Here is a 25539-nt window from a genome sequence, read left to right on the forward strand (position 1 = left end):
GAGCCGGAAATGAAGCGAATTCTCACGATAACCACCGCATTACTGATCACGATGCCGCTCATGGGCGGTGAGACGCTGGCGGCCGCGCCGCAGTGGAGCCCGCCCGTCCCCGAGGACGTGGCGAGCATCTCGGTCAAGGACCTGAAGGGCGGCACCGCGCCGAAGGTCGTCCAGCCGCCCCGGGCCGGCGCCCCCCATGTGTCCTGGCCGCCGGCCGCCACCACCGTGGCGGACCTCGCGCTCCCCGACCGGGCGCCGGGCACGCCGGTGTGGGTCGGGCGGCCGAACGCCGCCCTGGCGAGCGGGGCCGCGACGGGCAAGGTTGGGTTGCGGGTGCACGACCGCGCGACGACGGGCAAGGCCGGTGTCACCGGGTTGCTCTTCACCGTGGCGCGGACCGAGAAGGGAGCCGCCGGCCCCGTCTCGGTCGGTGTCGACTACTCGGGTTTCGGCTCCGCCTACGGCGGCGACTGGGCCTCCCGGCTCCGTCTGGTCGAACTGCCGCCCTGCGCGCTGACCGCACCCGGCACCGAAGGCTGCGGCCTGGACGCCGCCACACCGGTGAGCTCCAGGAACGACACCGCCACCCGTGAACTCACCGCGGACGTGCGGCTCCCCGCGGATGGCGCGTCGATGGTGCTGGCCGCGACCGCGGGCGCGTCCGGCGACAACGGCGACTACCGGGCGACCTCGCTGTCCCCGTCCTCCACCTGGCAGGTGTCCCAGCAGAGCGGCGGCTTCTCCTGGTCGTATCCGCTCCGGTTGCCCCCCGGCGCGGGCGGTCCGGTGCCCTCGCTGTCACTGAGCTACTCCTCGCAGACGGTGGACGGCCGCACTGGCGGGACCAACACGCAGGGCTCCTGGATCGGCGACGGCTGGGACCTGTGGCCGGGGTTCATCGAGCGGACCTACAAATCGTGCGCCTCCGACACCGACCAGACCGGCGGGAACGATCCCAACAACAAGGGCGACAAGACCGGTGACCAGTGCTGGTGGAAGGCGAACGCGACGATGTCGCTGAACGGCCGGGCCACCGAGCTGATCGACGTCGGCGGCGGCCGGTGGAAGGGCGTGTCCGACGACGGCTCCAGAATCGAGCTGATCAAGGACACCGGCGTCGGCAACGGCGACCAGGACGGCGAGTACTGGAAGGTCACCACGATCGACGGCACCCAGTACTTCTTCGGCGGCGACGCCGCGTCGAAATCCACCTGGACCACCCAGGTCTACGGCAACCACCCGGGCGAGCCCGGCCATGCCGCGGGCGACTTCGCGGGTTCCCGCCGGAGCCAGGCCTGGCGGTGGAACCTCAACCACGTACGGGACCCCCACGGCAACACGATGAGCCTGTTCTACGATCGGGAGCAAGGCGCCTACGGCCGGGAGAACGACCCCGGCAAGCGCACCCTCTACGACCGCGGCGGCTGGCTGTCCCGCATCCAGTACGGTACCCGCACCGACCAGGCGCAACCCGCCGCGCAGGTCGTCTTCGACGTCGCCGACCGCTGCCTGCCCGGCGCCACCTGCTTCGACTCGACCCAAAAGCCGGTCGCCGCCTCCTGGCCGGACACGCCGTGGGACCAGTACTGCCAGCCGGGCGCCCGGTGCACCGAGCAGGGCGCTCCGACGTACTGGACCCAGAAGCGGCTGGCCAAGGTGAGGGCCCAGGTGTGGGACGCGTCCCTGAGCCCCGCGCAGTACCGTACGGTCGAGTCCTGGGCCTTGCGCCACTCCTACCTCAACGCCGGATCCAGCCGGGCCGAGGGCGTTCCGATGTGGCTGGACGGGATCACCCGTACCGGCTCGGGGGTGCCGGGCGGAGCCTCGACAGCCCACCCGGAGATCGTCTTCTCGCCGGGCGCCGACCCCTTCCCGAACCGCGTGGACGGCCCTTCTGACGGGCGCACGGCGCTCAACCGGTTCCGGATCGTGTCGATCACGACCGAGTCGGGGGCGCAGATCGGCGTCACCTACCTCCCCGGCGACTGCACTCGGTCAAGCCTGCCGACCCAGCACAGCAACACCAAGCGGTGCATGCCGCAGTACTACTCTCCCGACGGGACCGAGCCGACGCTCGACTGGTTCCACAAGTACGTCGTCGCCCGCGTCGACGTCTACGACAACACCGGCGGCTTCTCCCACGAGCAGACCAACTACGACTACCTGGACACGCCCGCCTGGCACTACGACGACTCCGAACTGACCGAGGAGAAAAAGCGCACCTGGGGCCAATGGCGGGGCTACGGCCGGGTGCGGGTGCGCACCGGTCTGGAGACTCAGTCGGCCACCGAATACCGCTACTTCCGCGGCATGGATGGCGACAAACAGCCGACCGGAACCCGCGACGTCTGGGTCAGGGACTCCCTCGACGGCACCGGTGACCCGCACTCCAAACCGATCGAGGACCACGAGGCCCTGGCGGGCAGGCTGCGCGAGCAGATCACCTACGACGGGCTGGGCGGAACCTGGCTGACCGGCTCGCTCGTCGAGCCCGCCCACACCCAGACCGGCGTCAACACGCAGGGCGGCCCGCTCAAGTCGTACCTGGTCAGCGACGCGACCACGGCCGCCCGTACCCATCTCACCTGGAACGACACCACCCGGTGGACCAAGACCATCACCAAGGTCAACGCGGACAACCTACCGATCGAGGTAAGCGATCTCGGCGACGAGAGCACGGCCTCGGACGACCGGTGCATCAAGACCACCTATCTGATCAACGACACGATGCGGAACAGGGTCTCCCAGGTCAACACCTACGGAGTCGCCTGTACGGCCACGCCCGCCGTCCCCGGCGACGTCCTGTCGATGACCCGCAGCTACTTCGACGACCCCAGCAAGCCTTTCGGCACCGCGCCCACCCGGGGCCTGGTCGTCAAGACGGAGGAGGTCGGCTCGTGGTCCGGGAGCACGCCGCAGTGGGTGGTGACCGCGATCATCGGCTATGACGCCAACGGCCGTACGACCAGCAGCGCCGACGCGCTGGGCCGGACGACCACGACGGGCTACACCCCGGCCAAGGCGGGCCCAGTGACCGCCGTCACGACCACCGACCCAGCCGGCCACGCGACCACCACCACCATGGAGATCGCCTGGCAGCAGCCGAAGCTCGTCGAAGCCCCCAACGCCGCCAGAACGGACCTGGTCTACGACGGTCTCGGCCGGCTGACAGCCGTCTGGCTACCCGGCCGGGATCGTGCGCAGGGCGCCGACACGACCTTCACCTACCTGATCCGCGCCAACGCGCCTTCGGCGATCACCTCCAGGAAGCTGCTGCCGACCGGCACCAACAAGTACCTGACCTCTGTGACCCTTTTCGACGGCCTGCTCCGCGAGCGGCAGAGCCAGACCCAGGCGGTCGGCGGCGGGCGGCTGATCACCGACACCGTCCGCGACTCCCGGGGCCTGGTCGCCTGGACCTCGGCTCCGTACTACCACGACGGCAGCGCGCCGGTCACCACGCTGGTCACTCCGACGACGGCGATCCCGTCGGTGACCGAGAACCATTACGACGGGTCCGGGCGGATCACGGAGACCGTGCTCAAGGCCAACGGCGTCCCCCGATGGAAAACTGTCACCACCCACGGCGGCGACCGCACCACCGTGCTGCCCCCGGCCGGGGGCACCAAGACCGAAAGCCTCCTCGACGCCCGTGGGCGCACAACGCAACTGCGGCAGTACCGTACGGGAACGGCCTTCGACGCCACCGACTACACCTACACCGACGGCGGCGCCCTCGCCTCCGTGACCGACGCCGCCGGCAACGTCTGGCGCTACACCTACGACCAGCGCGGCCGGAAGATCAAGACCGCGGACCCGGACAAGGGCGTCTCCGAGTCCACCTACGACGCCGCTGGTCAGCTCGTCACCGTCACGGACGCCAGGAAAATCACCCTCGCGTACACCTATGACGCGCTGGGCCGCAAAACCTCCCTGCGTGACGCGGCCGGCAACCCACTCGCGGAATGGATCTACGACACCGCCGCCAACGGCGTGGGCAAACCGGCCAAATCCATCCGCCACGACGGGGCCAACCTCTATGTCTCCGAGGTCATCGCCTACGACCCGGGCGGTCGCCCCACCGACACGAAGATCACAATCCCGGCGGCCGAGGGGGCGCTGGCCGGGTCGTACGCCTTCAGCACCACCTACAACCAGGACGGCCAGATCGACTCCACCACCTCACCCGCTACCGGCGGCCTGCCCGCCGAGACGCTCACCTTCGGCTACAACGCCGTCGGCGCGCCGACCTACCTGAGCGCCGGATCGCAAATCTACGTAAACGACGTGATCTACAATCAGCGTGGTCAGGCGATCCAGCGCATCCTCGGCCAGGACGGCAAGCGCGTCTGGCAGACCAGCACCATCGATGAGCCGACCGGCCGCACCACGAACTTCTCGGTGGTCCCAGAATTCAAGAGCGAAGTCGTCGACTTCGGCTACGCCCACGACGACGCCGGCAACGTGACCCGCATCGCGGACACCCCCAACGGGGGCCAGCCCGCCGACTACCAGTGCTACACCACTGACTACCTCCGCCGCCTCGTCGAAGCCTGGACACCGTCCACCGGTGACTGCGCCGCCGCGCGATCGCTGACCGGTCTGGGCGGCCCGGCGAGCTACTGGCATTCCTACAGCTACACCCTCACCGGCGGGCGCGACGTCGAGACCTGGCACGCCGCGACGAACACGGTCCGGGACTACGCGCAGCCTCCCCAGGGCGGCGCCGCCGGCAGCAAACCGCACGCCGTCACCCGTATCGACAAGTCCGGCGCGGCGACCGGCTCGGACACCTTCGCCTACGACGCGGCCGGGAACACCACCAGTCGCACGGTCGGCGGCGTCACCACCACCCTGGCATGGGACAAGGAAGGCCATCTCGCGAGCTCCACCCAGGGCGGCCTGACCACCACCAACCTCTACGACGTCGACGGCACTCGGATGCTGCGCCGCGACTCCGGCGGCGTCACCCTCTACCTGCCCGGCGGTCTCGAACTACGCCGGACCGGCAGCACGGTGACCGGCACCCGCCACTACTCCCATCTGGGTACGGCCATCGCGGTCCGCACCCCGAGCGCCCTGTCATGGACCGCCCAAGACCACCACAACACTACCGAGGCCCTCATCAAGGCCACCGACCTGAGCGTTTCCCGCCGCCGTACCCTTCCCTTCGGCGGAGTTCGCGGTACGGCTCCCGCCGGGTGGGCCGGCGACAAGGGCTTCGTCGACGGGACGAACGACCCGAACGGCCTCACCCACATCGGGGCGCGCGAATACGACCCCGCGCTCGGCGCCTTCATCAGCGTCGATCCCATCATCGACGTCAACGATCCCCAGCAGATGCACGGCTTCGCGTACAGCAACAACAACCCCGTCACCATGGCCGATCCGACCGGTCTGCGGGCGTGCGCCGACGACGTGTGCGGGTCCGGCGGCGGCGGCGCCGCCCCGGTGCCGGTCACGCAGGGTTCGGCGGACCGGTACGCCGACAAGGCGGGCCTGAACTGGTGCGACTCCGCGTGCGCACGCAAGCGGATAGAGACGTCCCGGGCCGCGGACGCCCAGCGGCACCAGCAGTACACCCGGTACTTCGACGCCTGCTCACCGTCCGGGCTGGTCACTGGCTGCTACCCGCCTTATGAGGGCGTCGAGCACACGGGCCAATGGAGCGAAGTCGGGGTCGACCAGGGCATCGCGATCAATCCGATCTCCATCACGGAGAACACCACCGCAATCGCGATAAACACGAATGTCAGCGAGGCGACCGCGAAGTCGGTGCGGAACTCCATCGAGGTTCGCGGCAAGCTCGAGAAGTTGGACATCGCGTATGTCCGTACGTGGGGCGAGGACACGACGACAACCGAAGGGGTTGCGGCCATCCAGACCGAAGAGGTGGACCCCGGCGCGAGGGTCGCCTATCTGGCCCCGGTGATCGCGGTTCGCTGGGTGCAGACCGACTACTACGCTCGCACCTATGACCCCAACAACGGAAACTACAAACGCGGCGAGTTCGTGAATTCGTCGTTCCGGATGGAGGTCAGCGTCATCCGCTACGTCCCGGTGCAGGCCAACCAGCAACCGCTGGGGGACGATCGGGACATCATCTCGAGGATCAGCGGCCCGCAGTGGTAGATCCGCTCGCCTAGCGCGGATTTCCGCAGCCGCGCCTCGTCCCCGAGCACCGGTGCCGAGGCAAGCGGACCCTCCTCCGGACCGGTCAGCTCGACTACGGGTCCGGTCGAGTCCCTGGCGGCGCACCGCTCACGTGAAACCGCCCAGCTCTCGCTGGGCGGTTTCGCTACAGGCGGCGCGCTCTCTCGGCAGGGAAATCACGACCGAGTCGCCCACGGGAGATCCGCCGGATCCGTCCATGGCGAGCACGGCCGAAGAGTTTCTGGAGCGGATGGCCGAGCTGCGAGCCTGGGCGCGGTTGCCGTTACGCGCGCTGAACCAGAAAGCGGACGGCCAAAATGCGTTGCCGCCCAGTACCGTCAGCGAGACGCTCAAGCGGGGGCCATGGCAGGGACAACTTCGCGAACCTGGTAGAGGTGATGCGCGAGGCGGGCACACACCGAGCCGGCGAATCGAGAACGGACCACTGAGTGGGACGTACGCGGGCGAGACAGACTCGACAGAGTCCTTCAAGGAGAATGCAGGCGCAGCACAGTGTCGCCGCGGCGGGCTACGGATACCCCAAGATCGCCTGGGCCGTGAGGAGGGCTCCGTCACGAACGAAGCTGACGCTGACCTCCGTGCCACCAGTGTGCTCCCGGCAGAAGAGCCAAACGTCGGCGATGTCGAAGACCGGCGCGGCGCCGAGCCGGACCACGATATCGCCCGAGCGCAGCACGGCCTGGTCGGCGAACCCGCCGGGCGCCACGCTCACCACCTCGGGCCCGGCCGGTGTGTCGACCAGGTGCGCACCAAGATCGGCCCTGAAGGTGTTCATACGGTCGAACTTGACGCCCGTTCGCAGGTAGAGATGCAGGCCTGCCAGGTTCTGGGTCCAACCATGGCGGGTGCCGTCGAGATGTCCCCGCCAGGCGTCGCTCTCACCGAATCCGGCCTCTTCGATGCGCACCCGGGTGCCTTTGGCGGTCTCCTTGAAGGTCACCGTCGTTCGACGTTCGCTGGGGACCGCCGCGGGCGGCTCCAACCACACCAACCTCTTGTGCTCTTCCGCCTGCTCGATCGACCAGATCAATTCGCCATGACCAGGGATGGTGAACCTGATCCGGCCACCGGGCCGGATGTCGCACTCCACGATGGTGCCGAGCCAAGCCTCCAGGTAATCAGGCATCGTGAAGACCTGCCACGCCTGCTCGACCTGCAGGTCGAGTACGAAGGTCATCTCGAAGACATCACCCAAGGCAGTCCTTCCGAGCCGAAAAGGCCGATACATCACATCCGCGATGCCGCTCCCTCCATAATCCACTCGGCAAAGAGGACTCTCCGTCGTTTGCCTGGGCGACCTGCGAGATGACGCCAACGGCCGACGTTCCCTTGGGAGGTATCTCCATGCCGGTGCGAGTGGACGGAGATCAGGTTAGGAAATCTGCCGACGGTGGGGTCCATGCAGAGAGTGTCAAGCATCTGTTTCCGCACGGTCTGGCAGACATTGTGCTCCACGAGCCTGACAGGCGGCACCCGTAGCTCAGGCAGCGTCAGCTCTGCCCCGGAAGATCGTCAAGCATGACGGCTACAGACCTGTTGCTTTCCACGTCATGGTCGTTTGCCCCCAGCAGCGATGAGTCTCGCGGTGGTCCCAGGTCTACACATCACACCGCTCCATCGCACTCGAATCAGGAGGCATCTTGAGGCTTCTTCTCACGTCCGGGGGTGTCACGAACACGAGCATCCGCGATGCGCTGGCCGACCTGCTGGGCAAGCCGATCGCCGACTCCAGTGCCCTCTGTATCCCTACGGCGGAGTATGGCCACCCCATGTGCACGCCAGCCTCAGCCTGGCGCTTCATCGCGGGACAGACCCCGGGACCCATGTGCGACCTGGGCTGGAAGTCGGTGGGCATCCTCGAGCTCACCGCACTGCCCAGCATCGGCACGGACCGCTGGGTCCCCTGGGTCCGGGAAGCTGACGTCCTGCTGGTGGACGGCGGCGATGCGACGTACCTGTGCCACTGGATGCGGCAGTCCGGGCTGGCGGATCTCCTGCCGTCGCTGCCCGAGACGGTCTGGGTGGGGGTGAGCGCCGGAAGCATGGTGATGACCCCCCGGATCGGTGACTACTTCGTCGAATGGACGCCGCCCACCGGAAGCGACCGCACCCTAGGTGTCGTCGACTTCTCGATCTTCCCGCACCTGGGACACGAGCTCATGCCGGGAAATGCCATGGCCGAGGCCGAGAAATGGGCCGCCGACATCGCGGGTCCGGCGTACGCCATCGACGACCAGACGGCCATCAAGGTGACCGACGGCACCGTCGAGGTCGTCTCCGAGGGGCACTGGAGGTCCTTTTCCTCCTAGCCGCCGACGCCAGCCGCGAGTGAGCGAGACACCCTCTCATGCCGCAGATTGCATGCGCTGCGGCCATCCGGTCATGCCACATTCCAAGCGAGGACCCGGCGCCTGGCCACGCTGCAAGGGGCACTGCACCAGCTCCAGGCGGTGGCAAGTTCGTTCACTTCTCACGAATATTGATCATGGTCTCGGGCCACCTGAGTGGCGTCAGAACTGACCGACAACTGGTGCTACTTCTCGCGGGCGTAATCAATCACGCGAGGTCGAGGATGTTGAGAGTACGGGCGGCGTCGTGGGAGATGTGGCGGATGGCTTGGGCGACGTTGTCGGCACCGGTCAGGCGTAGGGCACCGATGGCGGCGATCGCGGCTGTGGTGTCGTTCCGGCACATGCGCGAGGTGGCCTTGGCGCACGGTGAGGATGAGCCGGCTGCTGCGCTCATCCCGCTGGCGGTGGACACACGATCGTGGCGGCGTCGATGTCGCTGTTGCGGGCCCAGCCGCCATGGGGCGCGTGGGGGTGCGCTGCCCTGGGGGTTGCTGATCATCAGTAGCCTCGCCAGCATCGGAGCCAACGTGGCGGTGGCGGAGCCGGCAGGTATCGCCCTCATGCCGGAGAAGTCGCGGTCACAACATCCGCAGGGTGAGCAGGACCCCTTGGGGCCTGCCTAGCTAAATTTGGCTAGTGAGGGAGGTGGAGGTACTCTTCTTGCCTGGAGCTAGACAAATTTGGCTAGCTCAGGTCGAGAGGAGCTCGATGAAGTCGGTACGGCTGCTGGTGCTGGGAGCGCTGCGCAGACGCGGACGCGCACACGGCTACCAGGTCCGCGTCGATCTGGAGTCGTGGGGCGCGCACGAGTGGTCCACCGCCACGTCGGGCTCGGTGTACCACGCGCTCAAGAGCATGGCCGCCCAGGGCCTGCTGGTGACGCACGAGACCGTCCCCTCCGAAGCCGGGGGCCCGCCGCGGATCGAGTACGAGCTGACCGACAAAGGCGAACAGGAATACTTCACCCTCCTCAGCCGCGCCCTCGCCGACCGCGAGCCGAGCCTGGACGTACTGGGCGCCGCCGTCGGCCTGATCGAGGACCTTCCCCGGGAACGTGCCCTGCAGATGTTGCGCGAGCGAGCCCGCGCGATGCACGAGTGGCGTACGAGCATCACCTCGCACCTGCCTGCGGACACCGATCTGGACACCTGGGGGCCGGTAGGCGAGGTCCTGTCCCTGTGGCTGACCACCGCCGACACCGGCGCCCAATGGACCCACCGGCTGATCCGCCGCCTGGAAGAGGGCGCGTTCACCATGGCCGGCGAGGCCCCCGCAGGCGCGCAGCAAGCCGAATAGCGGTCCCCGCCCTACCGCGTCCGGGACCCGCCGACCGCAGCAGTACCCTTCATCGGAACGGAGACACCCATGGCCAACGAGATCGCCATACCGCTGCTTCCGTGCCGGGACATCGACGAGATCGTCGAGTTCTACACCATGCTGGGCTTCACCCGGACCTACTACCAGGTCCGCCCGAACCCGTACGTGTCGCTCAAACGCGAAGACCTCCAGCTCGACTTCTTTGGCATGCCGGAGGACTTCAAGCCCGAGGACTCCTACGGGACCTGTGTGGTCATCGTGCCCGACACCGCGGAGCTCTTCGAGGCGTTCGCCGCCGGCATGCGCCAGGCCCACGGCAAACTCCTGGTCTCCGGGATCCCCCGGATGACCCGGCCCCGCAAGCGCAAGAACGCCGAGAACCATTCCGGATTCACCGTCATCGACCCCGGCGGGAACTGGATCAGGATCATGGCCGCCAAACCCGTGCCCGAGGAGAAGGAGGCGGCCTCCGGCAAGCTCACCACGACTTTGCACAGGGCGGTCGTGATGGGCGACTCCCACGGCAAGCACGTACGGGCGGCCCAGATCCTGGACACGGCCCTTGAGCGGGACAAGGACACCGCGACGGCGGCCGAACTGCTCGAAGCGCTGGCGTACCGCGCCGAACTCGCACTCCGCGCCGAGGACCCCGTCGCCGCCGGCGACGCCCTCGCCCGGGCCCGCGCACTCACCCTCTCCGAAGCCGAGCGCGACAAGCTCGCCGAGACCCTGGCCGCACTCGACGACATGGAGGCCGTTCTCCGGCCCGCACAGCAGGCCTGACCCACACCCGGCACCGGACCGCCACGGGCATGAGGCCGGACCCGCACTGATCACAATCGTGATCTGTGCCGCGTCATGAGGTCTGCGGATTGGTGTAAACGCGGCGGGGAGCGATGAGGACGGCGGCTCGTCGCTCTTCGGCCATGACTCGGTCGTAGGTGTCGTAGTCGTCGTGCGTGCCACCGGCGGCTTTGAAGATGTCCCGTAGCAACAGCCGCAGTGCTTCGCTGTTGACGTCGGGGTGCGGGTCGTCGGGGCCGATGATCTCGGCGTCTCCCTCGACGGTTACCCATCGCCAGCCGGCGCGGGCGACGATCGTGGCGCGGGGATCGGCACGCAGATGGTGCAGCTTACGAGAGCCGCCGGTGGCGACGAGCCCGACGACCGGACCTCCCCGGAGTGGATGTTCCAGCACCCCGGCGTTGACCACGGAGGACTGGACACTGCCATCGCGGCGCAGCGTGTTGAGCACGCACAAGCCGTGATCGAGAGGTGTCAGTTCGGCGAAGGCGGCTAGATCGGTCACTCTGGGGTCAGCCTTTCTCTCCAATGTGTCTTCCGGTCGGGTCTGTTGATGTTGCCAGCGTGTCGATCCATCGTTTGAGTCGTCGTGCCTGGCGGGCCATCAGTTCAGGTTGTCCGAGCGCGTTGCTGAGCACGGCGCTGCCCTGGCAGGACGCGCTGTGGTCGTGCGGCAGGTGGACCAGCATGACATAGCGTGTCGTCCGCTCGACGAGGGTGCGGCGGGGATCGGCTTGCCGTCGCAGGCCGGATGCACCACCTCGGCGTCGCAGCTGACGCAGAACGGGCCGTGTCGCCAGCCGACGACGGGCACCTGTGTGCCGCGTGCGTACTGGGTTAGGGCGTGGGGTGGAACTCGATGAGCCATCGGTCCCTTCCCTGGCATCGCGCTGAAAGCGGATATGGTCACCAGAACGCTGTCAGCGTCTATCGCCGTACTCGCTTAACGTTAACTTAACGTGAGGGTAGAGTGGCGCGTTCCTGGCGGGCGAGAACCGGGTTCGAGTGGTGGAGGAACGGATGTCCGAGGGTCTGGTGCAGATCGGCGAGGTGGCCGAGCGGCTCGGGCTGTCCCTGCGGACGATTCGGCACTACGAGGAGGTCGGCCTGGTGGTGCCCGAGCGCACGCCCGGCGGCTTCCGCCTCTACAGCGAGACCGACATCGGCCGGCTGGCTCTGGTCAAGCGGATGAAGCCGCTGGGGTTCAGCTTGGAGGAGATGCGCGATCTGCTGGAGATCACCGACCGTCTCGCCGCCGGGGACGACGATCCGAGCCTGGTGAGCCGGTTGCAGATGTTCGAGCGAGCGGTCGCCGACCGGGCCGAGAAGCTGCGCGAGCAGCTGGCGATGGCCAGGGAGTTCGCCGAGCAGTTGCGCCGTCAGCGTCAGCAGGCTGTCATGGCCCGATGAGATTTTTCTCACCGCCTACGGATGAAGGGCCATCTCTCACGTCAGGGTAGCTTTAGGGGATGGCCCGCCCATCTGCGTGAGCCCGGTCCCTGGATTCCGGCCTGACCGGGGGCGACGACAGTGATCTACTCGGGGGATTTCATCGTGCTCGTCCGGCCTGCCGTTCATCCGCGCCGCTGGACAGCATCCGGTAACCCCGTTCTTGACTGACATGGCGGCGTCACCGCCGCGTCACAGCGCTGCCACACGCCCGCGACAGGCTGACCGGTAGCCCCCTTTCGCTTGCCGTTCGCGCGGTCGCTTCGCGGTGCGCACACACCCTTGACCTGGAGTTGTGTTGACTTCTTCTGCCCTGGCCATGCGCCGGTTCCGGTTGCCCGATCTGCGACACCTCACCCCGCGTGTGCTGCGGACCGAAGTGCTGTCCGGCCTGGTGGTCGCGCTGGCGCTGATCCCCGAGGCCATCTCGTTCTCGATCATCGCCGGAGTGGATCCCAGCATCGGGTTGTTCGCCTCGTTCACCATGGCCGTGGTCATCTCCATCGTGGGCGGCCGATCAGCCATGATCTCCGCGGCCACGGGGGCGATCGCCCTGGTCGTGGCGCCGCTGGCGCGCGAACACGGCCTCGGATACCTGGTCGCCGCGGTCATTCTGGGCGGGCTGTTCCAGATGGCTATGGGGGCGCTCGGCGTGGCGCGGCTGATGCGGTTCGTGCCGCGCAGCGTGATGGTCGGCTTCGTCAACGCCCTCGCCATCCTGATCTTCATGGCCCAAGTGCCCGAGCTGATCGACGTGCCCTGGGTGGTCTACCCGCTGGTGATCGGTGGACTGGCGCTCATGGTGTTCTTCCCGCGCATCACCAAGGCAGTGCCCGCTCCGCTGGTGTCCATCGCCATCCTGACCGCCATAACGCTCGGCGCCGGGCTGGCCGTGCCGACCGTAGGCGACAAGGGCGTGCTGCCGTCCTCGCTGCCCGTTCCCGGCCTGCCCGACGTGCCCTTCACCTTGGACACGCTGACCCTCATCGCGCCGTACGCGCTCGCGCTCGCCTTGGTCGGGCTGATGGAGTCGCTGATGACGGCCAAGCTCGTCGACGACATCACCGACACGCACTCCAACAAGACCCGCGAGTCCATCGGCCAGGGCGTCGCCAACATCGTCACCGGCTTCTTCGGCGGCATGGGCGGCTGCGCCATGATCGGCCAGACCATGATCAACGTCAAGAACGGCGCCCGCACCCGCATCTCGACCTTCTGCGCCGGCGTCTTCCTCATGGTCCTGTGCATCGCCTTCGGCCCGTGGGTGTCGCAGATCCCGATGGCCGCCCTGGTGGCCGTCATGATCCTGGTGTCGTTCGCCACCTTCGACTGGCACTCCATCGCCCCCGCCACGCTCAAGCGCATGCCCGCCGGCGAGATCACCGTCATGGTCGTCACCGTCGCGGTCGTGGTCGCCACCCACAACCTGGCCATCGGCGTCGTCATCGGCTCACTGACCGGCCTGGTCATCTTCGCCCGCCGCGTCGCCCACCTGGCCAACGTCACCGCCTGCCTCGATCCGGACGGCAAGCAGGTCGTCTACGCCGTCACCGGCGAGCTGTTCTTCGCCTCCAGCAACGACCTGGTCTACCAGTTCGACTATGCCGGTGACCCCGATGATGTGGTCATCGACCTGACCGATGCGCACATCTGGGACGCCTCGTCGGTGGCCGCGCTGGACGCCGTCGAGACCAAGTACGCCGCCCGCGGCAAGAAGGTCACCATCGTCGGCCTCAACCAGCCCAGCGCCCGTCTGCACGACACCCTCGCCGGGCAGCTCACCGGCAGCCACTAGAAAGTCCTCCGGGAAATCGGCTCGCGGGCGGAGACGGGCAGCACGCACGATGCTCCCAATATCACGATGCTCCTAATATGCGGGCGATCGCCGCCGTCAACGCGAGACGGCCCAGGCCATCGGCGAGGAGTGGACGGGTGCCGGCTGGCCGGGCCGGTAGATCTAGTGTCTGCCAGACCTACCGGCGGTGTGCGGGTATCAGAAGCTGATCGTGGGGCCGGCCTTCAGTGAGCTCCACTTCAGCCATTGCCGCCAGTTCTCCTGCCAGTGCCCCCACCCGTTCGTGGGCTCCAGCTTCCGCGGCGACCCGGTGATGATGATCGGGTCGCCGATCAGCGTGTTCTTGATGAACCAGGCGGCATTGTCGGGGCTGATGTTCACGCATCCGTGGCTGACGTTCGAGTTGCCCTGCGAGCCGACCGACCAGGGCGCGCTGTGGACGTACTCGCCGCTGTTGGAGATGCGCACGGTGTTGTAGACCGTCAGCTGGTAGTAGCCGGCCTGGCCGGGCCCGATGCCCGGGGAGGTCATGACGGTGACGGGCTCGCGCGACATCGCCAGGTGGATGCCCGAGGTCGTGTAGTACTTCCACTGCCCGCCCTGGCCGGCGCTCATCGGCATCGTCCGGACCTTCTTGCCGTCCCGCCGCACGATGAGCACGTGCTCGTCGGTGCTGCCCTTGGTGATCTGCGAGCGGCCGATCTTGAAGTTGAGCGTGACGTCACGTTTGCCGTACATGCCGGGCCCGCCGCGGACGCCCGCCAGCTGCGCCTCCACCCGCACCTTCGTATGCGCGGGCCAGTACTTCTGTGGCCGGAAGTCGACGTGCTGGTCGTCGAACCAGTGCCAGGCGCCCTCCACCGGCTTGGAGCTGCGGACGGTGAGGTTGCGCTCGACCGATACCCGGTCGGTGACCGGCTTGTCGAAGGCGATCATGATGGGCATGCCGACGCCCACTGTCAGCCCGGTGTCGTCCTTGTTCGGGGTGATGGTCTCGATGTCGAACGTCTCTTTGCCCTTGACCGTGGTGAACGTGCTGGTGCTCGTGCTCTGCTTGCCCGCGGCGTCCTCGGTGACGGCGGTGACCGTGTAGGCGGTGCCGGGGCGGGCGGTGCCGATGCTGCGCCAGCGGGTGCCGTCACCGCTCAGCACGCCCTTGAGGGAGGCGGACTTGCCGCCATCCACCCGTACGCTCGTGAGCTTGCCCCCGTGGACGGCCACGACCATGGGCTGGTCGGTGGGCACATTGGAGGTCTTGTCCTGCGGCGAGAACGACACGGAGGCCCCGCGGGCTCCTCCACCGGCCATGGCGACCCCATCCCGGCCGCTCCCGGCAGGGACGTCCGAGCATGCCGTCAGCAGCGCCAAGGCCAGCAGGCCGGCCGATCCATACGGTATCCGCTCCACGGGCGACTCCCTTCGTCCGAGGGTGACCGCTTTGTCGCTTTTATTGCCCTTAGTGGTGAATGGTCACATCCGGGAGCTGGTAAAGACCATCAAAAGTGGGTGTCCCAAGCGGGGTGCCCGCTTAGAGGTGGCGCCATACACGCGAGACCTGGAGGGCTCGGCACGCTTGCGAACAAGGGACCCGCGCCCAAGGCTGGTCCTGGCACGACATCGCCCGCCGGCTCGGGCTGACCAAACAGGCCATGCACTACAAGCACGGCCTGCGCTTCCGCCGCGAGGAGCCGATCCCCCACCCGGTAGCTGCCAAGCGAGCGGAAGGCTGCAGTAAGAGCCGACTGGTCCCTGACCCGCTGGAAGGCCGACCGTAACGCGCATCACCTGTCACGACCGGCCCCACGTCAGTTGTGGCAAGCTCACAGGGCCGCTATGACATGCCCCCCGAGAGAAGCCGTCCCGGCCCCATGGGGGAGATGGTGCTGAGCGTCTGCGATTCTCTATGTTTGCCGGAGCATTTCCGGCAAATCGGGTGGGCGTGGCCGTGGCGGGCTGTCTGCGTACGGTCCCAGGGGGAGTACGGGGGTGGCCGCGACGCGGTGGAAGCCGGTCCGCTGGTGAGGATCGCGTGCAAGTCCTGTGCGTCCCGCGGGTGGGCGGGTCGTCTGGGGTGCTTGGCCCGCCGGACGCTGTCCACCCATGTTGGGGGGTGGGGCGGGCACCGTGCGCCGGTCGGGCACACGGCTGGAGGTCGTCACATTGTTGGCCGGGTGGCGGTTGGGGGTGCGGGTGGGGCGTTTGGGGGTGAGCCGGTTCTTGGCTCGGTCCCGGGCGGCTGGGCGGGGGTGCAGGTCGGTTCGGGTGCGGCGGGCGCGGCGGGCGGCCCGGGTCGCCTTGCGAGGGCGGCGGGCGCGGGCCACGTTGCCCTCCACCACCTGCCGGATGGTGCGGGTGCCGGTGGTGCGGTCGGTGCGGGTGGCCTGCTGGCCGAGCAGGCCACGGGCGAGGATGCGTTCGGCCGCCGCCCAGTCCCGATCACACGACAGCCCGCAAGCCGGACAGTGCGCCCACGCCCAGCCCCGCTCGGCGAGCCGGTCCGGGGCCGGGCAATGCTGCAGCACCGAGGCGCCGTCACCGCAGCGGGGGCAGTACTTGGAGGTGCCGCGCGCCGGGACGGTGACCACGGCGATCGCGTTCTTGGCCGCCAGGTGCCGGATCGCCTCCACGACCTGTCCGCGTACCTGTCCCGACAGCCGCGCGTTCGCGCGTCCCCGCCGCCCGCGTGCTTCCAGGGTGGCCAGGTCCTCCAGGTAGATGACCGTCGCCCCGGCGGCGAGCGCCTGGTCGACTGCCCAGCGGGCCGCCGACCAGGCCAGCGCCTTGTTCAAGTGCCGGATGCGCGCGCACACCCGCTCATGCTCCAGCACGATGACCTCATAAGCCGCGGCCAACGCGGGGAAGCGGGGGTCGGCGGGCGTGATGCCGGCCAGCAGCCGCTCCTGGTGTTTGCGCTTGGTGGCCAGGTGCTCGCGCTCGGCCCGCAGCCGGTGCAGTTTGGCCGACACGCCGCTCGCGTCGTAGGCCAGCGGCCGCCCATCGGTGACCACCCGGCCGCCGGCCGTCAGATGTCCGATGGTGCCGGTCAGCAGGCTATTCAGGCCCCAGTCGAAGCCGCACCCGATCACATGACCGGTGGCCGGCGCAAAACCGATCGAGGTCTGGAACGGCAGATCGACCCGCACCCGCCCCTTGGCCACCCACAGGGTGGGGGCGCACAGTTTCGCCTCCGCGGGCACGGTCGGCGGCAGGGCGATGGGCAGCAGGTGCCAGGCCCAATCTCTGGCTGAGGCCGGGGACGCGGTCAGGGGCAGCTTCACCCGCAGCCGGGCGCTGCGCTCGCCGGTGCGTTCCAGGGTGGCCAGTTGCCGGTCGGCCGCGGCCAGCACAATCTGCGCCGCACACGCCGGAGGACCCTCCAGCTCGGTCAGGTCCGCAGGCAGCTGACCGTCGTGCGCGTCGCGGTAGGCGCGGACCTGCCGGGTGCGGTTGCGGATCTCCGCCGCGCCTGCCCTATCCGGCAGCACCGCCCGCAACGCCGCCCAATCGGCGTCGGTGCGCTTGCTCGGCTCGCGCGGCCAGGTCGCCACGATCGCCGCCACCAGCTCGCGGCGGTGCAGCGCCAGCCGCAGCAGACGGGCCGCCTGCTCCTGGGCACACCGCAGCACCCGATCACACACATGCACGCCCGCAGCCGGACTCACGCCCCAGCCCAGCCTGCGCACAGCCATCCAGCCCTTGGCCGGCAACGCGCGCCCGTCCAACCCCACCCCAGAGGCCAGGGCATCCAGATCCGCCGCACTCCACCGGCCGGCCACGATCTCGGCGGTCAGCTCCCGCGCCAGGCCGGTCAGCCAGGCCACCCGCTCGGCCAGCAGCGGCTGCGAGACAAGCTGACCGGTCTGCTCCACAATCGCGCGATGGGCGGTGCAGGTCGCCGTCGCGGTGAGCCTGCTCATACACCCACCGGCCCCGCCTCGCTCAGGCCAAAGCTGAGGCTGAGGAGTCGCACCGGGATCGGCCGGCATACGGCCCCGCTCGACGACCGGCACGCCCGCATACCCGGCACCCCCAACCCGCTCCGGCCTTCACCGTCAGTGACCGTAAGACTACCAACATTTAGCCCTGGCGGGTAGAACAAGTGAACGACTTCATGCCCATCTCACCCTCACCTGACTGGCCAGAACCGGGCACTGCCCGCCGCGTCGCGGGCGTAAGGGCTCAGCTCAGCGGCGTCGCCAGACGATCAGATCGGCGGGCACCTCACCAACGCCTACCGGCCGGGCTGGATGATCACGCGCGGGTCTGACCGTCGCCTCCAAACCGAAGAGCGCCACCACGAGATCACGGCAGACGCTTAGGCTTTCATAGCGAATATGACAAGCAGTCCATACCCTGCATCTGTTGCCCGGCGTCCTGCGGCAACCTCCTCCCAGGACACGGCGTCCTTTCTGGAGCGGCCACGGCACTCAATGCCGATCTGCAGCGGATGGCCGGCTATGTGGCTTGCGACCAGTACGTCGACTTCGCGCAGCCGGCCGGTCACGCGGTCGCGCAACTGCGCCGATTCGGTGACTGTCGCGTCAGCGGCAAGGTTCTTCCTGATGAAGTAGACGACTGCCTGGAGGTCATTGGACCGTGCAGGCATGCGGACACGTTAGCGGTGGGTCCGATGGTTTCGGGCGGCGCGGCACCAAAACCAACTGTCTATGCTGACTGCGCTTGATCGGACGTCGACGATCAGCGAAGGATTCGCTATCAGCCCAGGGATCGTCGCCGCACGGAAGGTCGGCGTCCGGAGGTCTATCCGAGGCTGACCGGTAGCAGGGCGCGGATTGTGGTGCGGACGGCCTCCAGGTCCACCGCCTCGGGAGCGACCCGCCACTGGGCGTGAACGCCGATGACGGCCCCCACCAGCAAGACCGTGAACGCCTCCGGGGTCGTTCCCGGAGGCAGCGCCTGTGCCGGTACCCGGGCCTGTACCGCCTGCCGGAGTGCCGCGTGAAGCCGCGCGTAGTGCTCACGGATCGGCGAGTCGACCTCCACGGCCTCGGCGAGCAGCGTGATGAACAAGCGCGTGACAGGCAGGCGGATGAAGCCTGTGACCTGGTCGAGCGGATCGCCGGGGCGGTCCCCGGAGGTCGGAGGGAAAGCGGTCAGCACGGCTTGGAGCTGGTCGTCGACCACCGCTTCCAGCAGGCCCCGCTTGTTGCCGAAGTGCCAGGGGATGGAGCCGCGGCTGATGCCGGCCTTGTCGGCGATGTCGATGAAGCTCGTCTGCCGGTATCCCTTCTCGGCGAACAGCTCGGCGGCGGCCGTCACCAGCAGCCGGCGGCTCTCTTGAGTCCTCTCGATACGTCGCGTGGCCATGCGGTCCATCTAATCAGGTATGCCACGCGACAGAGCGAATGCCATGCGGTATAGCCTATGTTGAGCAACATAGAAGGAAGGGAGTTCGCCATGCGTTGGGTGACCTACGCGACGGACGCCGGAGACCGCGTCGGAGCGATCGGTGACGACCGGATCCATCCCGTCGCGCCTGGCGTCAGCCTGATCGAGCTCATCGGCAGGGGCCGGGAGGAACTGCGGGCCGCCGGGGAGTCGGCCCGGTCACCGACCCCGACGGGATCCGCGCGGTGCGCGGCTACCTCACCCACGTGATCGAGCAGGCCGACGCCGCCCACGCCCGCGGCCTGACCTTCCAGGAGGCGATCGAGGTGGTGGACCTCGGTGAGTACGCCACCTGGCTGGACGCCGAGCGGATCGTGGTCAACTTCCACCGCCGCTACCGCGAACTCGACCCCGCCGCCACGCCCGAGCTGGACCAGATGAGGCTGATGGCCATGATGGCGCAGAAGGGGCTCTCGTGAGGCTGCAGAAGACCGCGCACACGTCCCTCCCGTGGCGCATCCACACACTCACCAGGGACTTCGCAGTCGAGGACGTGTGGTCGTTCCACACTCCCGGAGCCGGTCCCGACGACTTCCCCGCGATGCTTGCCGCCATGCGAGCAGCGGATGGCCGTCCTCGTCAAGCCCAACGGACTGTTCGGCCGGCTCTACATGGCCGCCATCGCGCCTTTCCGGTACCTCATCGTCTACCCCTCTCTGACCCGGCGATGGGAACGAGCCTGGCTCGACCGCGACCACAAGAAAGGAACGTCACGATGAACTCCAGGAAGCGGATGCTCCGCTGGGCGAGCGGGATCATGCTCGTGCTGGGAATCGGGCACCTATCGTTGCTGGCGCTCGCCGCCTGGGAGGACATCACCGGCTGGGTGGGTCGAGGGATGTGGGCAGCAGTTCCGCTCGAACTCACCGACGGAGGGACCGTTCAGACGCTGGAGTCCCTTCAGAACAAGCTCACCTTCTGGGCCGGTCCGGGCAGCTTCGCCGTGCCCCTGATCCTTCTGGGGTGCCTGACATGGCACCTCGCTGGACGCGAGGTGACCGTGCCCGCCGGCGTCGGCTGGGGCCTTGCGGCGTGGTGTGTGATAGGTGGCGTCCTTCTCGTGCCGTCCCCGTTCTTCGCCGGGATCGTCTCCGGGGTGCTCATGATCCTGGCGGCGCGGAAGAAGGATGGGGCGGGAGCGGCCCGAGATCGAGAGCCGGACCCGGCGTGAGGCGACCAGGGATACCTGGCCGCTGAGAGTGGGCGTACTCCATGCCTGGCCATATCGCCACCAGCTCCGACGGGGGGCGCGTCCAGGTCAGGCCGCGCACCGGCCGGACAGCAGCCACACGGTAGCCACCAGCAGACGGGCCGCTGCCACAAGGGTGTCCGGCTGGACGCGATCGGGGGTTTCGGCCGGGGTCTGGTAGCCGGGCATGCCCATGCCGATGCCGATCGCGGCCAGTCCGGCGGCGGCGTAGCGGCGGTTGTCGGAGGCCATGGCGCCGGCCCGTCGTCTCTGGTTCAGCGGGCGCGTGGCGGCTACAGCTGGGCGGCGATCTTGGCGGCGAGTTGCCGGGCGGTGCGGCCGGCGCCGATGAGGGTGGCCGAGGCGGGGCCGGTCCAGTCGCCGTAGCCGAGCAGGTGCAGACGTGGCTCGCTTACGGCTTGGGTGCCTTCGGTCGGGATGAGCCCGTCAGGGCCGCGCAGTCGCAGCGGCGCCAGGTGGCCCAGGGCAGGGCGAAAGCCGGTGCACCAGATGATGGCGTCGGCATCCAGCGTGGTGCCGTCGCTCCAGGCGATCCCTGAGGGTGTGAGGCGGGCGAACATCGGTTCGGCCTTGAGCGCTCCCCGGTCGCGAGCCTCACGGACGGGTGGGACGGCGACGATGTCGCCCAGGTCACCGATGCCGGGTGCGGTTTCACCGGTCTGGGCTGCTCTGTGGTGGCGGGTGGCAAGGTCGAACAAGGCGCGGCCGTCTACCTCGTCAGGGAGTAGGCGGGGCGGGCGCAGAGTGGTCCAGGTGGTGTGCGCGACGGTGGAAAGATCCGCGAGGATCTGGGCGGCGGAGTTGCCGCCGCCCACCACGACCACGCGCTGACCATGGAAGGTCTCCGGGCCTCGGTAGCCGGCGGTGTGGACCTGCTGGCCGCGGAAGTCGCCGATGCCCGGATAGTGCGGGATATAGGGGCGCCACCAGGTTCCCGTCGCGCTGATGACGATCTTGGCCTGCCAGACGTCCCTGTCGGTTTCCACGACGAGATGCCCGTCGCCGCGCCGGACGGCGCGCGCCGTCGTGGGCCGGATGATCGGGAGCTGGTAGCGCTGCTCGTAGTCGGCCAGGTAGGAGACGGTGTCCTCGGCACTCGGGCAGCCGCCGCCGGGAGGCGAGGGCATCATGCGGCCGGGCAGCGAGCTGTACTGGGCGGGCGAGAACAGCCGTAGCGAGGGCCAGGTGTGCCGCCACGCTCCGCCCGGTCGGTCTTGGGCGTCGAGAATGACGAAGTCGGCCTTGGCGCGGCGCAGGTAGTAGCCGGCGGCTAAGCCCGCCTGGCCGCCGCCGATGACCAGGACATCGACCGTGCGGGGTGCATCGGTCATGCAGGGGTGAGCTCCAGCTCACCGGGCCTGCTGGACGCGGGCTCGGTGAGCGGCGCGAACAGGGCGCCCAGCTTGTTCACCGCTTCGGGGATGATCCGGTAGTAGACCCAGGTGCCGCGGCGTTCGCCGTCGATCAAGCCCGCGGTACGCAAGACCTTGAGGTGGTGCGAGATCGTGGGCGCCGTCAGGTCGAAGGCGTCGGTGAGGTCGCACACGCAGGCCTCGCCACCGGCGTGGGAGCCGATCATCGACAGCAGGCGCAGCCGTACCGGGTCGGCGACGGCCTTCAGCATGACCGCCAGCTCGGCGGCGTCGGTCTCCGACAACGGCTCGCGCGCGATCGGCGCGCAGCACTGGATCGTGACGGCGGTCATCCGGCACCCCTTACTTCGAAATCTATCGAAATCATACGCGATGGTAGGCGACCAAGGCGAACGCGGCGATCATGCAGGCGGCGGCGACCGCGCCCATCACCCAGACGTAGCCCACCGCTTGGGCGAGCGCGACCGCTCCCAGCGGAGCGAGGGCCTTGTCGGCGACGGAGAAGGCGGCGATGCGGCCGGACAACGAGGCGTAGGCGGCGGTGCCGTACCGGCCGACCAGCAGGTGCGGCAGGGTGATGGAGGCGATGCCGAAGCCCAGCCCGAATCCCAGCACGCAGCCGATGGCGCCCGGCACTGTGTGCCCGACCAGCGGCAGTAGCAGGACGGAGACGCCCTGCAGGGTGAAGATCGCGGCGGCGATGAGTGCGGCGGGCAGGCGGCGTTGCAGGCCAGTGGTGAGCAGGCGTCCGGTCACCGACAGCACCCCCAGAAGTCCGGCCAGCGTGGCGGCCAGGACGGGGGAGTGCCCGAGGTGGATGAGGTAGGTGATGAGCAGCACCGCCATGACCGCCGCCGCGCCGCCGTTGGCGGTGAAGGCGAGCACCAGCAGCCAGAACGGCCGCCGGCGGGTGGCGGCCTTGACGATGCCGGCACGCTCTTCTGCTGTGGCGAGCTCCTGCTTGAGGTGGGTACGGCGGCGCAGGACGAGCGCGTGCAGGGGAATCGCGGCCAGGCCGTAGATCAGCGCCAGGACGACCAGGGCCTGGCGCCAGCCGTACCACTGCACCAGCAGCCCGGTGAGCGGCAGGAAGATCGAGGAGGCGAAACCGGCAACGACAGTGAGCGCGAGCAGGGCGTTGGCCCGGCCGCGTTCCCGGGCAGGGCCGTCGAACCAGCTGACGATGACGGCGAAGGCCGACTCGTAGAGCACCATGGCGCAGGCGATGCCCATCGCGGCGAACACCGCGTACAGCTGCCACAGGCTCTCCACCCGCGACCAGGCCAGCACGGCGACCGTGCCGAGAATCGATCCGGCGGTCATGAGGCCACGGCCGCCGCGGGCATCGAGCCGGCGGCCGACCAGCGGGGCGCACAGCGCGGCGATCAGGATCGACAGGGTGAGCGCGGCGGCGATCTGGGCGTTGGTGGCGTGCAGGTCGCGGGCCATCGGCGCGAGGAAGACGGAGAAGGCGTAGTAGAGCACGCCGTACCCGATGGTCTGGGTGACGGCCAGCGCGGCGACGATCCGCCGGCCGTGGCCGGAACGCGGCTGACCGCCGCCCCTGGTTCCTGGGGCGGCGGTCTCGGTGGTGGAGCTCACTCCGGCTCGCTGGAGCACGAGATCAGGCGGCGGCCGTCCGCGGTCGTCGTCCACTCGTCTCCCGTTTCGGCGATGAAGCCCTGGGCCTCCAGCCGCCAGGCCAGGGTGCCGGCCATGCGGGCGATGGCCGGTGCGAAGCCTGGGTTGGTGCTGGATCGCCGGGCGCTGACCAAATGGCGGCCCAGCTCTTCGGTGTGCAACCGGCCGTGGTCGCAGATGAGGCGCAAGGCCTCCTTCTGGGCGGCGGTGGGGTATCCGTCTGACATGTCGATCCCTGCTTTCAGCCGCAGCAGCCGCCGCCGTCGTTGGAGGCACCGACGGTGGCCAGAGGCAACGGGGTGGCCAGCAGGCCGCCACTGATACCGGTGGCCAGGCCTACACGCTGCTCCTGGGCCTCGGCGAGGTTGGAGGAGCACACGCCGGTCTCCGGCAGGTCGAGCTGCACGTCGCGGGCCGCCTCCCAGTCGCCCGCGATGGCCGCGACGACCGAGCGGACCTGCTCGTAGCCGGTGGCCATCAGGAACGTCGGGGCGCGGCCGTAGCTCTTGACGCCGACGGCGTAGTAGCCCGGTTCGGGGTGGGCCAGCTCGTCGACGCCGTGCGCGGGCACGGTGCCGCATGAGTGCTGATTGGGGTCGATCAGCGGGGCCAGGTGCCGGGTGGAGCCGAGGATCGGGTCCAGGTCCAGACGCAGCTCGGAGGCGATGGAGTGGTCCGGGCGGTAGCCCGTCGCGGCCACGATGCGGTCCACCGTGGCCGACTGCTCGGCACCGGACGGGTCACGGCTGACCACGCTCACCTGGTCGCCGCTCCGGGTGACGGAGTGGGCGAAGAAGCCGGTCAGCAGCTGGATGCGGCCCGACTCGACGTGGGCGCGCAGGCGAGTGCCGAGCGCGCCACGTGCGGGCAGCGCGTCGGCTGCGCCGCCGCCATAAGTACGGCTGGCGCTGCCGGCGCGGACCGCCCAGGTGATCTGAGTGTCGTCGAGTTGTGCGAGGGCCAGCAAGGTGGTGGCTGCCGAGTGGCCGGCGCCTACGACCAGCGTGTGCTTGCCCTCGTAGGTTTCACGGTCGGCGCCGAGCACGTCGGGCAGGGCGTGGTCGACCAGCTCGCCGGCCTCGGCCTCGCCGTAGGCGGGCAGGCCGCTGGCGCCCAGGACGTTCGGCGTGAAGTAGGTGCCGGAGGCGTCGATGATCGCGCGGGCCGGCAACTCCTCACCGCCGTCGAGACGGATCAGGAACGGGACGTCTTCGCGGCCGTTGGTCCGGACCCGGTCATAGCCGAGGCGGCTGATCGCCGTCACCTTGGTGCCGAGCCGTACCTTGTCTCCGAACAGCTTGGCCAGCGGAGCGAGATAGTCGGTGATCAGCTCGGCGCCGGTGGGCAGCCACTCGGGGTCCGGTTCGCTCCAGCCGTCGGCCTCCAGCAGGCGCTTGGTGGCGGCGTCGATGTTGAACTTCCACGGGCTGAACACCCGGACGTGCCCCCACTGCGCGACCGAGGCGGCCACCTGCTCGCCGGCCTCCAAGACCAGGAAGTCCAGGCCGCGCTCGGCCAAGTGCGCGGCGGCGGCCAGACCGACCGGGCCCGCGCCGATGACCACCACCGGCAGCTCGCCGGCCTCGATCCTGCTCATGGGCTGCTCTGCCTCCAGGGGCGCAGTGGTGCCGCAGCATCCGTCACTCATGATTGCCTCACTCGCATTCGGTCGTCGGGTGGCTAGCGGAGCATCAGGCTCGTGGTGCGGGCACGATCGATCGCGGCGCCGGCCCGGCAGGCGGCGTCGCAGACCTCGCCGCGGATCTCGTCGAACGTGATGGAGGTGTCACGGCGGAACCAGCGCAGTAGAGCATGCATCGCACATCTCCTGTTTAGATGCTTTTCGAAGTAGTACGCAGCATGCCCCACTGATTAGAGATCTGTCAAATTAGATATTGGCCTAAGTTGCCGAGACGCCGGATCGGCGCGAGCCCTATCGAGGGGTGACCTGGTCCGGGCCTATCCGCACCCGCCGGCGAGCGGGCCGTCCCCGGGAGGGCAGCACGCCTGCAGGGC

At 68.8% G+C, this 25539-nt stretch carries 26 protein-coding genes; 11 read left to right on the forward strand and 15 right to left on the reverse strand.

Annotated features, from left to right (window positions below; genetic code table 11):
* Positions 1–9: 9 nt before the first annotated feature.
* The gene (locus Q9G87_RS45955) at positions 10–6132 is read left to right on the forward strand and encodes an RHS repeat-associated core domain-containing protein (RefSeq protein WP_305922962.1); all 6123 of its coding nucleotides are present in this window, start codon (positions 10–12) and stop codon (positions 6130–6132) included.
* Between the two features lie 550 nt (positions 6133–6682).
* Here Q9G87_RS45955 and Q9G87_RS45960 read toward each other — a convergent pair.
* Positions 6683–7351, reverse strand: coding sequence for an SRPBCC domain-containing protein (locus tag Q9G87_RS45960; RefSeq protein ID WP_305922963.1), 669 nt, complete (start codon positions 7349–7351; stop codon positions 6683–6685).
* Positions 7352–7814: 463 nt separating this feature from the next.
* Here Q9G87_RS45960 and Q9G87_RS45965 point away from each other — a divergent pair, with 463 nt between their 5' ends.
* Entirely contained in the window at positions 7815–8483 is a 669-nt protein-coding gene (locus Q9G87_RS45965) for a Type 1 glutamine amidotransferase-like domain-containing protein (RefSeq protein ID WP_305922964.1), read from the forward strand.
* A gap of 247 nt (positions 8484–8730) precedes the next feature.
* On the opposite strand, the gene Q9G87_RS45970 is transcribed toward Q9G87_RS45965, so the two are convergent.
* Positions 8731–8919, reverse strand: coding sequence for a hypothetical protein (locus tag Q9G87_RS45970; protein WP_305922965.1), 189 nt, complete (start codon positions 8917–8919; stop codon positions 8731–8733).
* On the opposite strand from Q9G87_RS45970, the gene Q9G87_RS60980 reads away from it, so the two are divergent.
* From Q9G87_RS60980 to Q9G87_RS45980, 3 genes are all read left to right on the forward strand, one after another.
* The gene (locus tag Q9G87_RS60980; RefSeq protein WP_371825929.1) at positions 8867–9148 is read left to right on the forward strand and encodes a hypothetical protein; all 282 of its coding nucleotides are present in this window, start codon (positions 8867–8869) and stop codon (positions 9146–9148) included. The genes Q9G87_RS45970 and Q9G87_RS60980 overlap by 53 nt on opposite strands.
* 85 nt (positions 9149–9233) lie before the next feature.
* On the forward strand, positions 9234–9821 hold the full coding sequence (locus Q9G87_RS45975; protein ID WP_305922966.1) for a PadR family transcriptional regulator: 588 nt from the start codon (positions 9234–9236) through the stop codon (positions 9819–9821).
* A 69-nt stretch (positions 9822–9890) separates the two neighbouring features.
* Positions 9891–10625 (forward strand): VOC family protein, encoded by a 735-nt coding sequence (locus Q9G87_RS45980; protein ID WP_305922967.1) that lies wholly within the window; start codon positions 9891–9893, stop codon positions 10623–10625.
* Between the two features lie 73 nt (positions 10626–10698).
* On the opposite strand, the gene Q9G87_RS45985 is transcribed toward Q9G87_RS45980, so the two are convergent.
* Positions 10699–11151, reverse strand: a complete 453-nt coding sequence (locus Q9G87_RS45985) for a TIGR03618 family F420-dependent PPOX class oxidoreductase (protein ID WP_305922968.1) — start codon at positions 11149–11151, stop codon at positions 10699–10701.
* Between the two features lie 7 nt (positions 11152–11158).
* Positions 11159–11335 carry a hypothetical protein gene (locus tag Q9G87_RS45990; protein ID WP_305922969.1) on the reverse strand — a complete coding sequence of 59 codons (177 nt, stop codon included), beginning with the start codon at positions 11333–11335 and terminating at the stop codon, positions 11159–11161.
* 331 nt (positions 11336–11666) lie between these two features.
* Here Q9G87_RS45990 and Q9G87_RS45995 point away from each other — a divergent pair, with 331 nt between their 5' ends.
* Positions 11667–12056 carry a MerR family transcriptional regulator gene (locus Q9G87_RS45995; RefSeq protein WP_305922970.1) on the forward strand — a complete coding sequence of 130 codons (390 nt, stop codon included), beginning with the start codon at positions 11667–11669 and terminating at the stop codon, positions 12054–12056.
* 358 nt (positions 12057–12414) lie between these two features.
* The gene (locus Q9G87_RS46000) at positions 12415–13890 is read left to right on the forward strand and encodes a SulP family inorganic anion transporter (protein ID WP_305922993.1); all 1476 of its coding nucleotides are present in this window, start codon (positions 12415–12417) and stop codon (positions 13888–13890) included.
* Between the two features lie 198 nt (positions 13891–14088).
* Here the strand turns inward: Q9G87_RS46000 and Q9G87_RS46005 are convergent, their stop codons facing one another.
* From Q9G87_RS46005 to Q9G87_RS46020, 4 genes are all read right to left on the reverse strand, one after another.
* The gene (locus Q9G87_RS46005) at positions 14089–15297 is read right to left on the reverse strand and encodes a L,D-transpeptidase (RefSeq protein ID WP_305922971.1); all 1209 of its coding nucleotides are present in this window, start codon (positions 15295–15297) and stop codon (positions 14089–14091) included.
* Between the two features lie 494 nt (positions 15298–15791).
* Complete coding sequence (locus Q9G87_RS46010; RefSeq protein WP_305922972.1) at positions 15792–17807, reverse strand: zinc ribbon domain-containing protein; 2016 nt, start codon at positions 17805–17807, stop codon at positions 15792–15794.
* Between the two features lie 398 nt (positions 17808–18205).
* Positions 18206–18496, reverse strand: coding sequence for a hypothetical protein (locus tag Q9G87_RS46015; RefSeq protein ID WP_305922973.1), 291 nt, complete (start codon positions 18494–18496; stop codon positions 18206–18208).
* Between the two features lie 155 nt (positions 18497–18651).
* Positions 18652–19218 carry a TetR/AcrR family transcriptional regulator gene (locus Q9G87_RS46020; RefSeq protein ID WP_305922974.1) on the reverse strand — a complete coding sequence of 189 codons (567 nt, stop codon included), beginning with the start codon at positions 19216–19218 and terminating at the stop codon, positions 18652–18654.
* Positions 19219–19308: 90 nt separating this feature from the next.
* On the opposite strand from Q9G87_RS46020, the gene Q9G87_RS46025 reads away from it, so the two are divergent.
* From Q9G87_RS46025 to Q9G87_RS46040, 4 genes are all read left to right on the forward strand, one after another.
* Entirely contained in the window at positions 19309–19509 is a 201-nt protein-coding gene (locus Q9G87_RS46025; protein ID WP_305922975.1) for a hypothetical protein, read from the forward strand.
* Positions 19485–19718, forward strand: coding sequence for a hypothetical protein (locus Q9G87_RS46030; RefSeq protein ID WP_305922976.1), 234 nt, complete (start codon positions 19485–19487; stop codon positions 19716–19718). The genes Q9G87_RS46025 and Q9G87_RS46030 overlap by 25 nt, the downstream gene beginning before the upstream one ends.
* A 147-nt stretch (positions 19719–19865) precedes the next feature.
* Positions 19866–20018: a DUF2867 domain-containing protein gene (locus tag Q9G87_RS46035; protein ID WP_305922977.1), complete on the forward strand. Its 153-nt coding sequence runs from the start codon at positions 19866–19868 to the stop codon at positions 20016–20018.
* Positions 20015–20470, forward strand: coding sequence for a DUF6463 family protein (locus Q9G87_RS46040; protein WP_305922978.1), 456 nt, complete (start codon positions 20015–20017; stop codon positions 20468–20470). Before Q9G87_RS46035 ends, Q9G87_RS46040 begins: the two co-directional genes overlap by 4 nt.
* 87 nt (positions 20471–20557) lie before the next feature.
* Here Q9G87_RS46040 and Q9G87_RS46045 read toward each other — a convergent pair whose 3' ends face one another.
* Genes Q9G87_RS46045 through Q9G87_RS46075 form a run of 7 tightly spaced genes read right to left on the reverse strand, consistent with a single transcriptional unit; the run spans position 20558 to position 25341 of the window.
* Positions 20558–20740 carry a hypothetical protein gene (locus Q9G87_RS46045; protein ID WP_305922979.1) on the reverse strand — a complete coding sequence of 61 codons (183 nt, stop codon included), beginning with the start codon at positions 20738–20740 and terminating at the stop codon, positions 20558–20560.
* Between the two features lie 41 nt (positions 20741–20781).
* Complete coding sequence (locus tag Q9G87_RS46050) at positions 20782–21840, reverse strand: ArsO family NAD(P)H-dependent flavin-containing monooxygenase (protein WP_305922980.1); 1059 nt, start codon at positions 21838–21840, stop codon at positions 20782–20784.
* A complete protein-coding gene (locus Q9G87_RS46055) occupies positions 21837–22214 on the reverse strand; it encodes an ArsR/SmtB family transcription factor (RefSeq protein WP_138667472.1) in 378 nt (125 codons plus the stop codon). Before Q9G87_RS46055 ends, Q9G87_RS46050 begins: the two co-directional genes overlap by 4 nt.
* A gap of 31 nt (positions 22215–22245) precedes the next feature.
* Positions 22246–23484: an MFS transporter gene (locus Q9G87_RS46060; protein WP_305922981.1), complete on the reverse strand. Its 1239-nt coding sequence runs from the start codon at positions 23482–23484 to the stop codon at positions 22246–22248.
* Positions 23481–23750: a hypothetical protein gene (locus Q9G87_RS46065; protein ID WP_305922982.1), complete on the reverse strand. Its 270-nt coding sequence runs from the start codon at positions 23748–23750 to the stop codon at positions 23481–23483. Before Q9G87_RS46065 ends, Q9G87_RS46060 begins: the two co-directional genes overlap by 4 nt.
* 14 nt (positions 23751–23764) lie before the next feature.
* Entirely contained in the window at positions 23765–25171 is a 1407-nt protein-coding gene (locus Q9G87_RS46070; RefSeq protein ID WP_305922983.1) for an FAD-dependent oxidoreductase, read from the reverse strand.
* Between the two features lie 32 nt (positions 25172–25203).
* Positions 25204–25341, reverse strand: a complete 138-nt coding sequence (locus Q9G87_RS46075; protein ID WP_305922984.1) for a hypothetical protein — start codon at positions 25339–25341, stop codon at positions 25204–25206.
* Positions 25342–25539 lie beyond the last annotated feature (198 nt).

The sequence above is a fragment of the Nonomuraea turcica genome (assembly GCF_030718205.1).
GTDB lineage: Bacteria > Actinomycetota > Actinomycetes > Streptosporangiales > Streptosporangiaceae > Nonomuraea.

Excerpts from the sequence above, each read along its gene's own strand:
- Q9G87_RS45955 (WP_305922962.1), top strand. The coding sequence starts at position 10 with ATGAAGCGAATTCTCACGATAACCACCGCATTACTGATCACGATGCCG.
- Q9G87_RS45960 (WP_305922963.1), bottom strand. The coding sequence starts at position 7,351 with ATGACCTTCGTACTCGACCTGCAGGTCGAGCAGGCGTGGCAGGTCTTC.
- Q9G87_RS60980 (WP_371825929.1), top strand. The coding sequence starts at position 8,867 with ATGCGCGAGGTGGCCTTGGCGCACGGTGAGGATGAGCCGGCTGCTGCG.
- Q9G87_RS45970 (WP_305922965.1), bottom strand. The coding sequence starts at position 8,919 with ATGAGCGCAGCAGCCGGCTCATCCTCACCGTGCGCCAAGGCCACCTCG.
- Q9G87_RS45975 (WP_305922966.1), top strand. The coding sequence starts at position 9,234 with ATGAAGTCGGTACGGCTGCTGGTGCTGGGAGCGCTGCGCAGACGCGGA.
- Q9G87_RS45980 (WP_305922967.1), top strand. The coding sequence starts at position 9,891 with ATGGCCAACGAGATCGCCATACCGCTGCTTCCGTGCCGGGACATCGAC.
- Q9G87_RS45990 (WP_305922969.1), bottom strand. The coding sequence starts at position 11,335 with ATGCTGGTCCACCTGCCGCACGACCACAGCGCGTCCTGCCAGGGCAGC.
- Q9G87_RS45995 (WP_305922970.1), top strand. The coding sequence starts at position 11,667 with ATGTCCGAGGGTCTGGTGCAGATCGGCGAGGTGGCCGAGCGGCTCGGG.
- Q9G87_RS46000 (WP_305922993.1), top strand. The coding sequence starts at position 12,415 with ATGCGCCGGTTCCGGTTGCCCGATCTGCGACACCTCACCCCGCGTGTG.
- Q9G87_RS46010 (WP_305922972.1), bottom strand. The coding sequence starts at position 17,807 with ATGAGCAGGCTCACCGCGACGGCGACCTGCACCGCCCATCGCGCGATT.
- Q9G87_RS46015 (WP_305922973.1), bottom strand. The coding sequence starts at position 18,496 with ATGCCTGCACGGTCCAATGACCTCCAGGCAGTCGTCTACTTCATCAGG.
- Q9G87_RS46020 (WP_305922974.1), bottom strand. The coding sequence starts at position 19,218 with ATGGCCACGCGACGTATCGAGAGGACTCAAGAGAGCCGCCGGCTGCTG.
- Q9G87_RS46025 (WP_305922975.1), top strand. The coding sequence starts at position 19,309 with ATGCGTTGGGTGACCTACGCGACGGACGCCGGAGACCGCGTCGGAGCG.
- Q9G87_RS46035 (WP_305922977.1), top strand. The coding sequence starts at position 19,866 with ATGGCCGTCCTCGTCAAGCCCAACGGACTGTTCGGCCGGCTCTACATG.
- Q9G87_RS46040 (WP_305922978.1), top strand. The coding sequence starts at position 20,015 with ATGAACTCCAGGAAGCGGATGCTCCGCTGGGCGAGCGGGATCATGCTC.
- Q9G87_RS46045 (WP_305922979.1), bottom strand. The coding sequence starts at position 20,740 with ATGGCCTCCGACAACCGCCGCTACGCCGCCGCCGGACTGGCCGCGATC.
- Q9G87_RS46050 (WP_305922980.1), bottom strand. The coding sequence starts at position 21,840 with ATGACCGATGCACCCCGCACGGTCGATGTCCTGGTCATCGGCGGCGGC.
- Q9G87_RS46055 (WP_138667472.1), bottom strand. The coding sequence starts at position 22,214 with ATGACCGCCGTCACGATCCAGTGCTGCGCGCCGATCGCGCGCGAGCCG.
- Q9G87_RS46065 (WP_305922982.1), bottom strand. The coding sequence starts at position 23,750 with ATGTCAGACGGATACCCCACCGCCGCCCAGAAGGAGGCCTTGCGCCTC.
- Q9G87_RS46070 (WP_305922983.1), bottom strand. The coding sequence starts at position 25,171 with ATGAGTGACGGATGCTGCGGCACCACTGCGCCCCTGGAGGCAGAGCAG.
- Q9G87_RS46075 (WP_305922984.1), bottom strand. The coding sequence starts at position 25,341 with ATGCATGCTCTACTGCGCTGGTTCCGCCGTGACACCTCCATCACGTTC.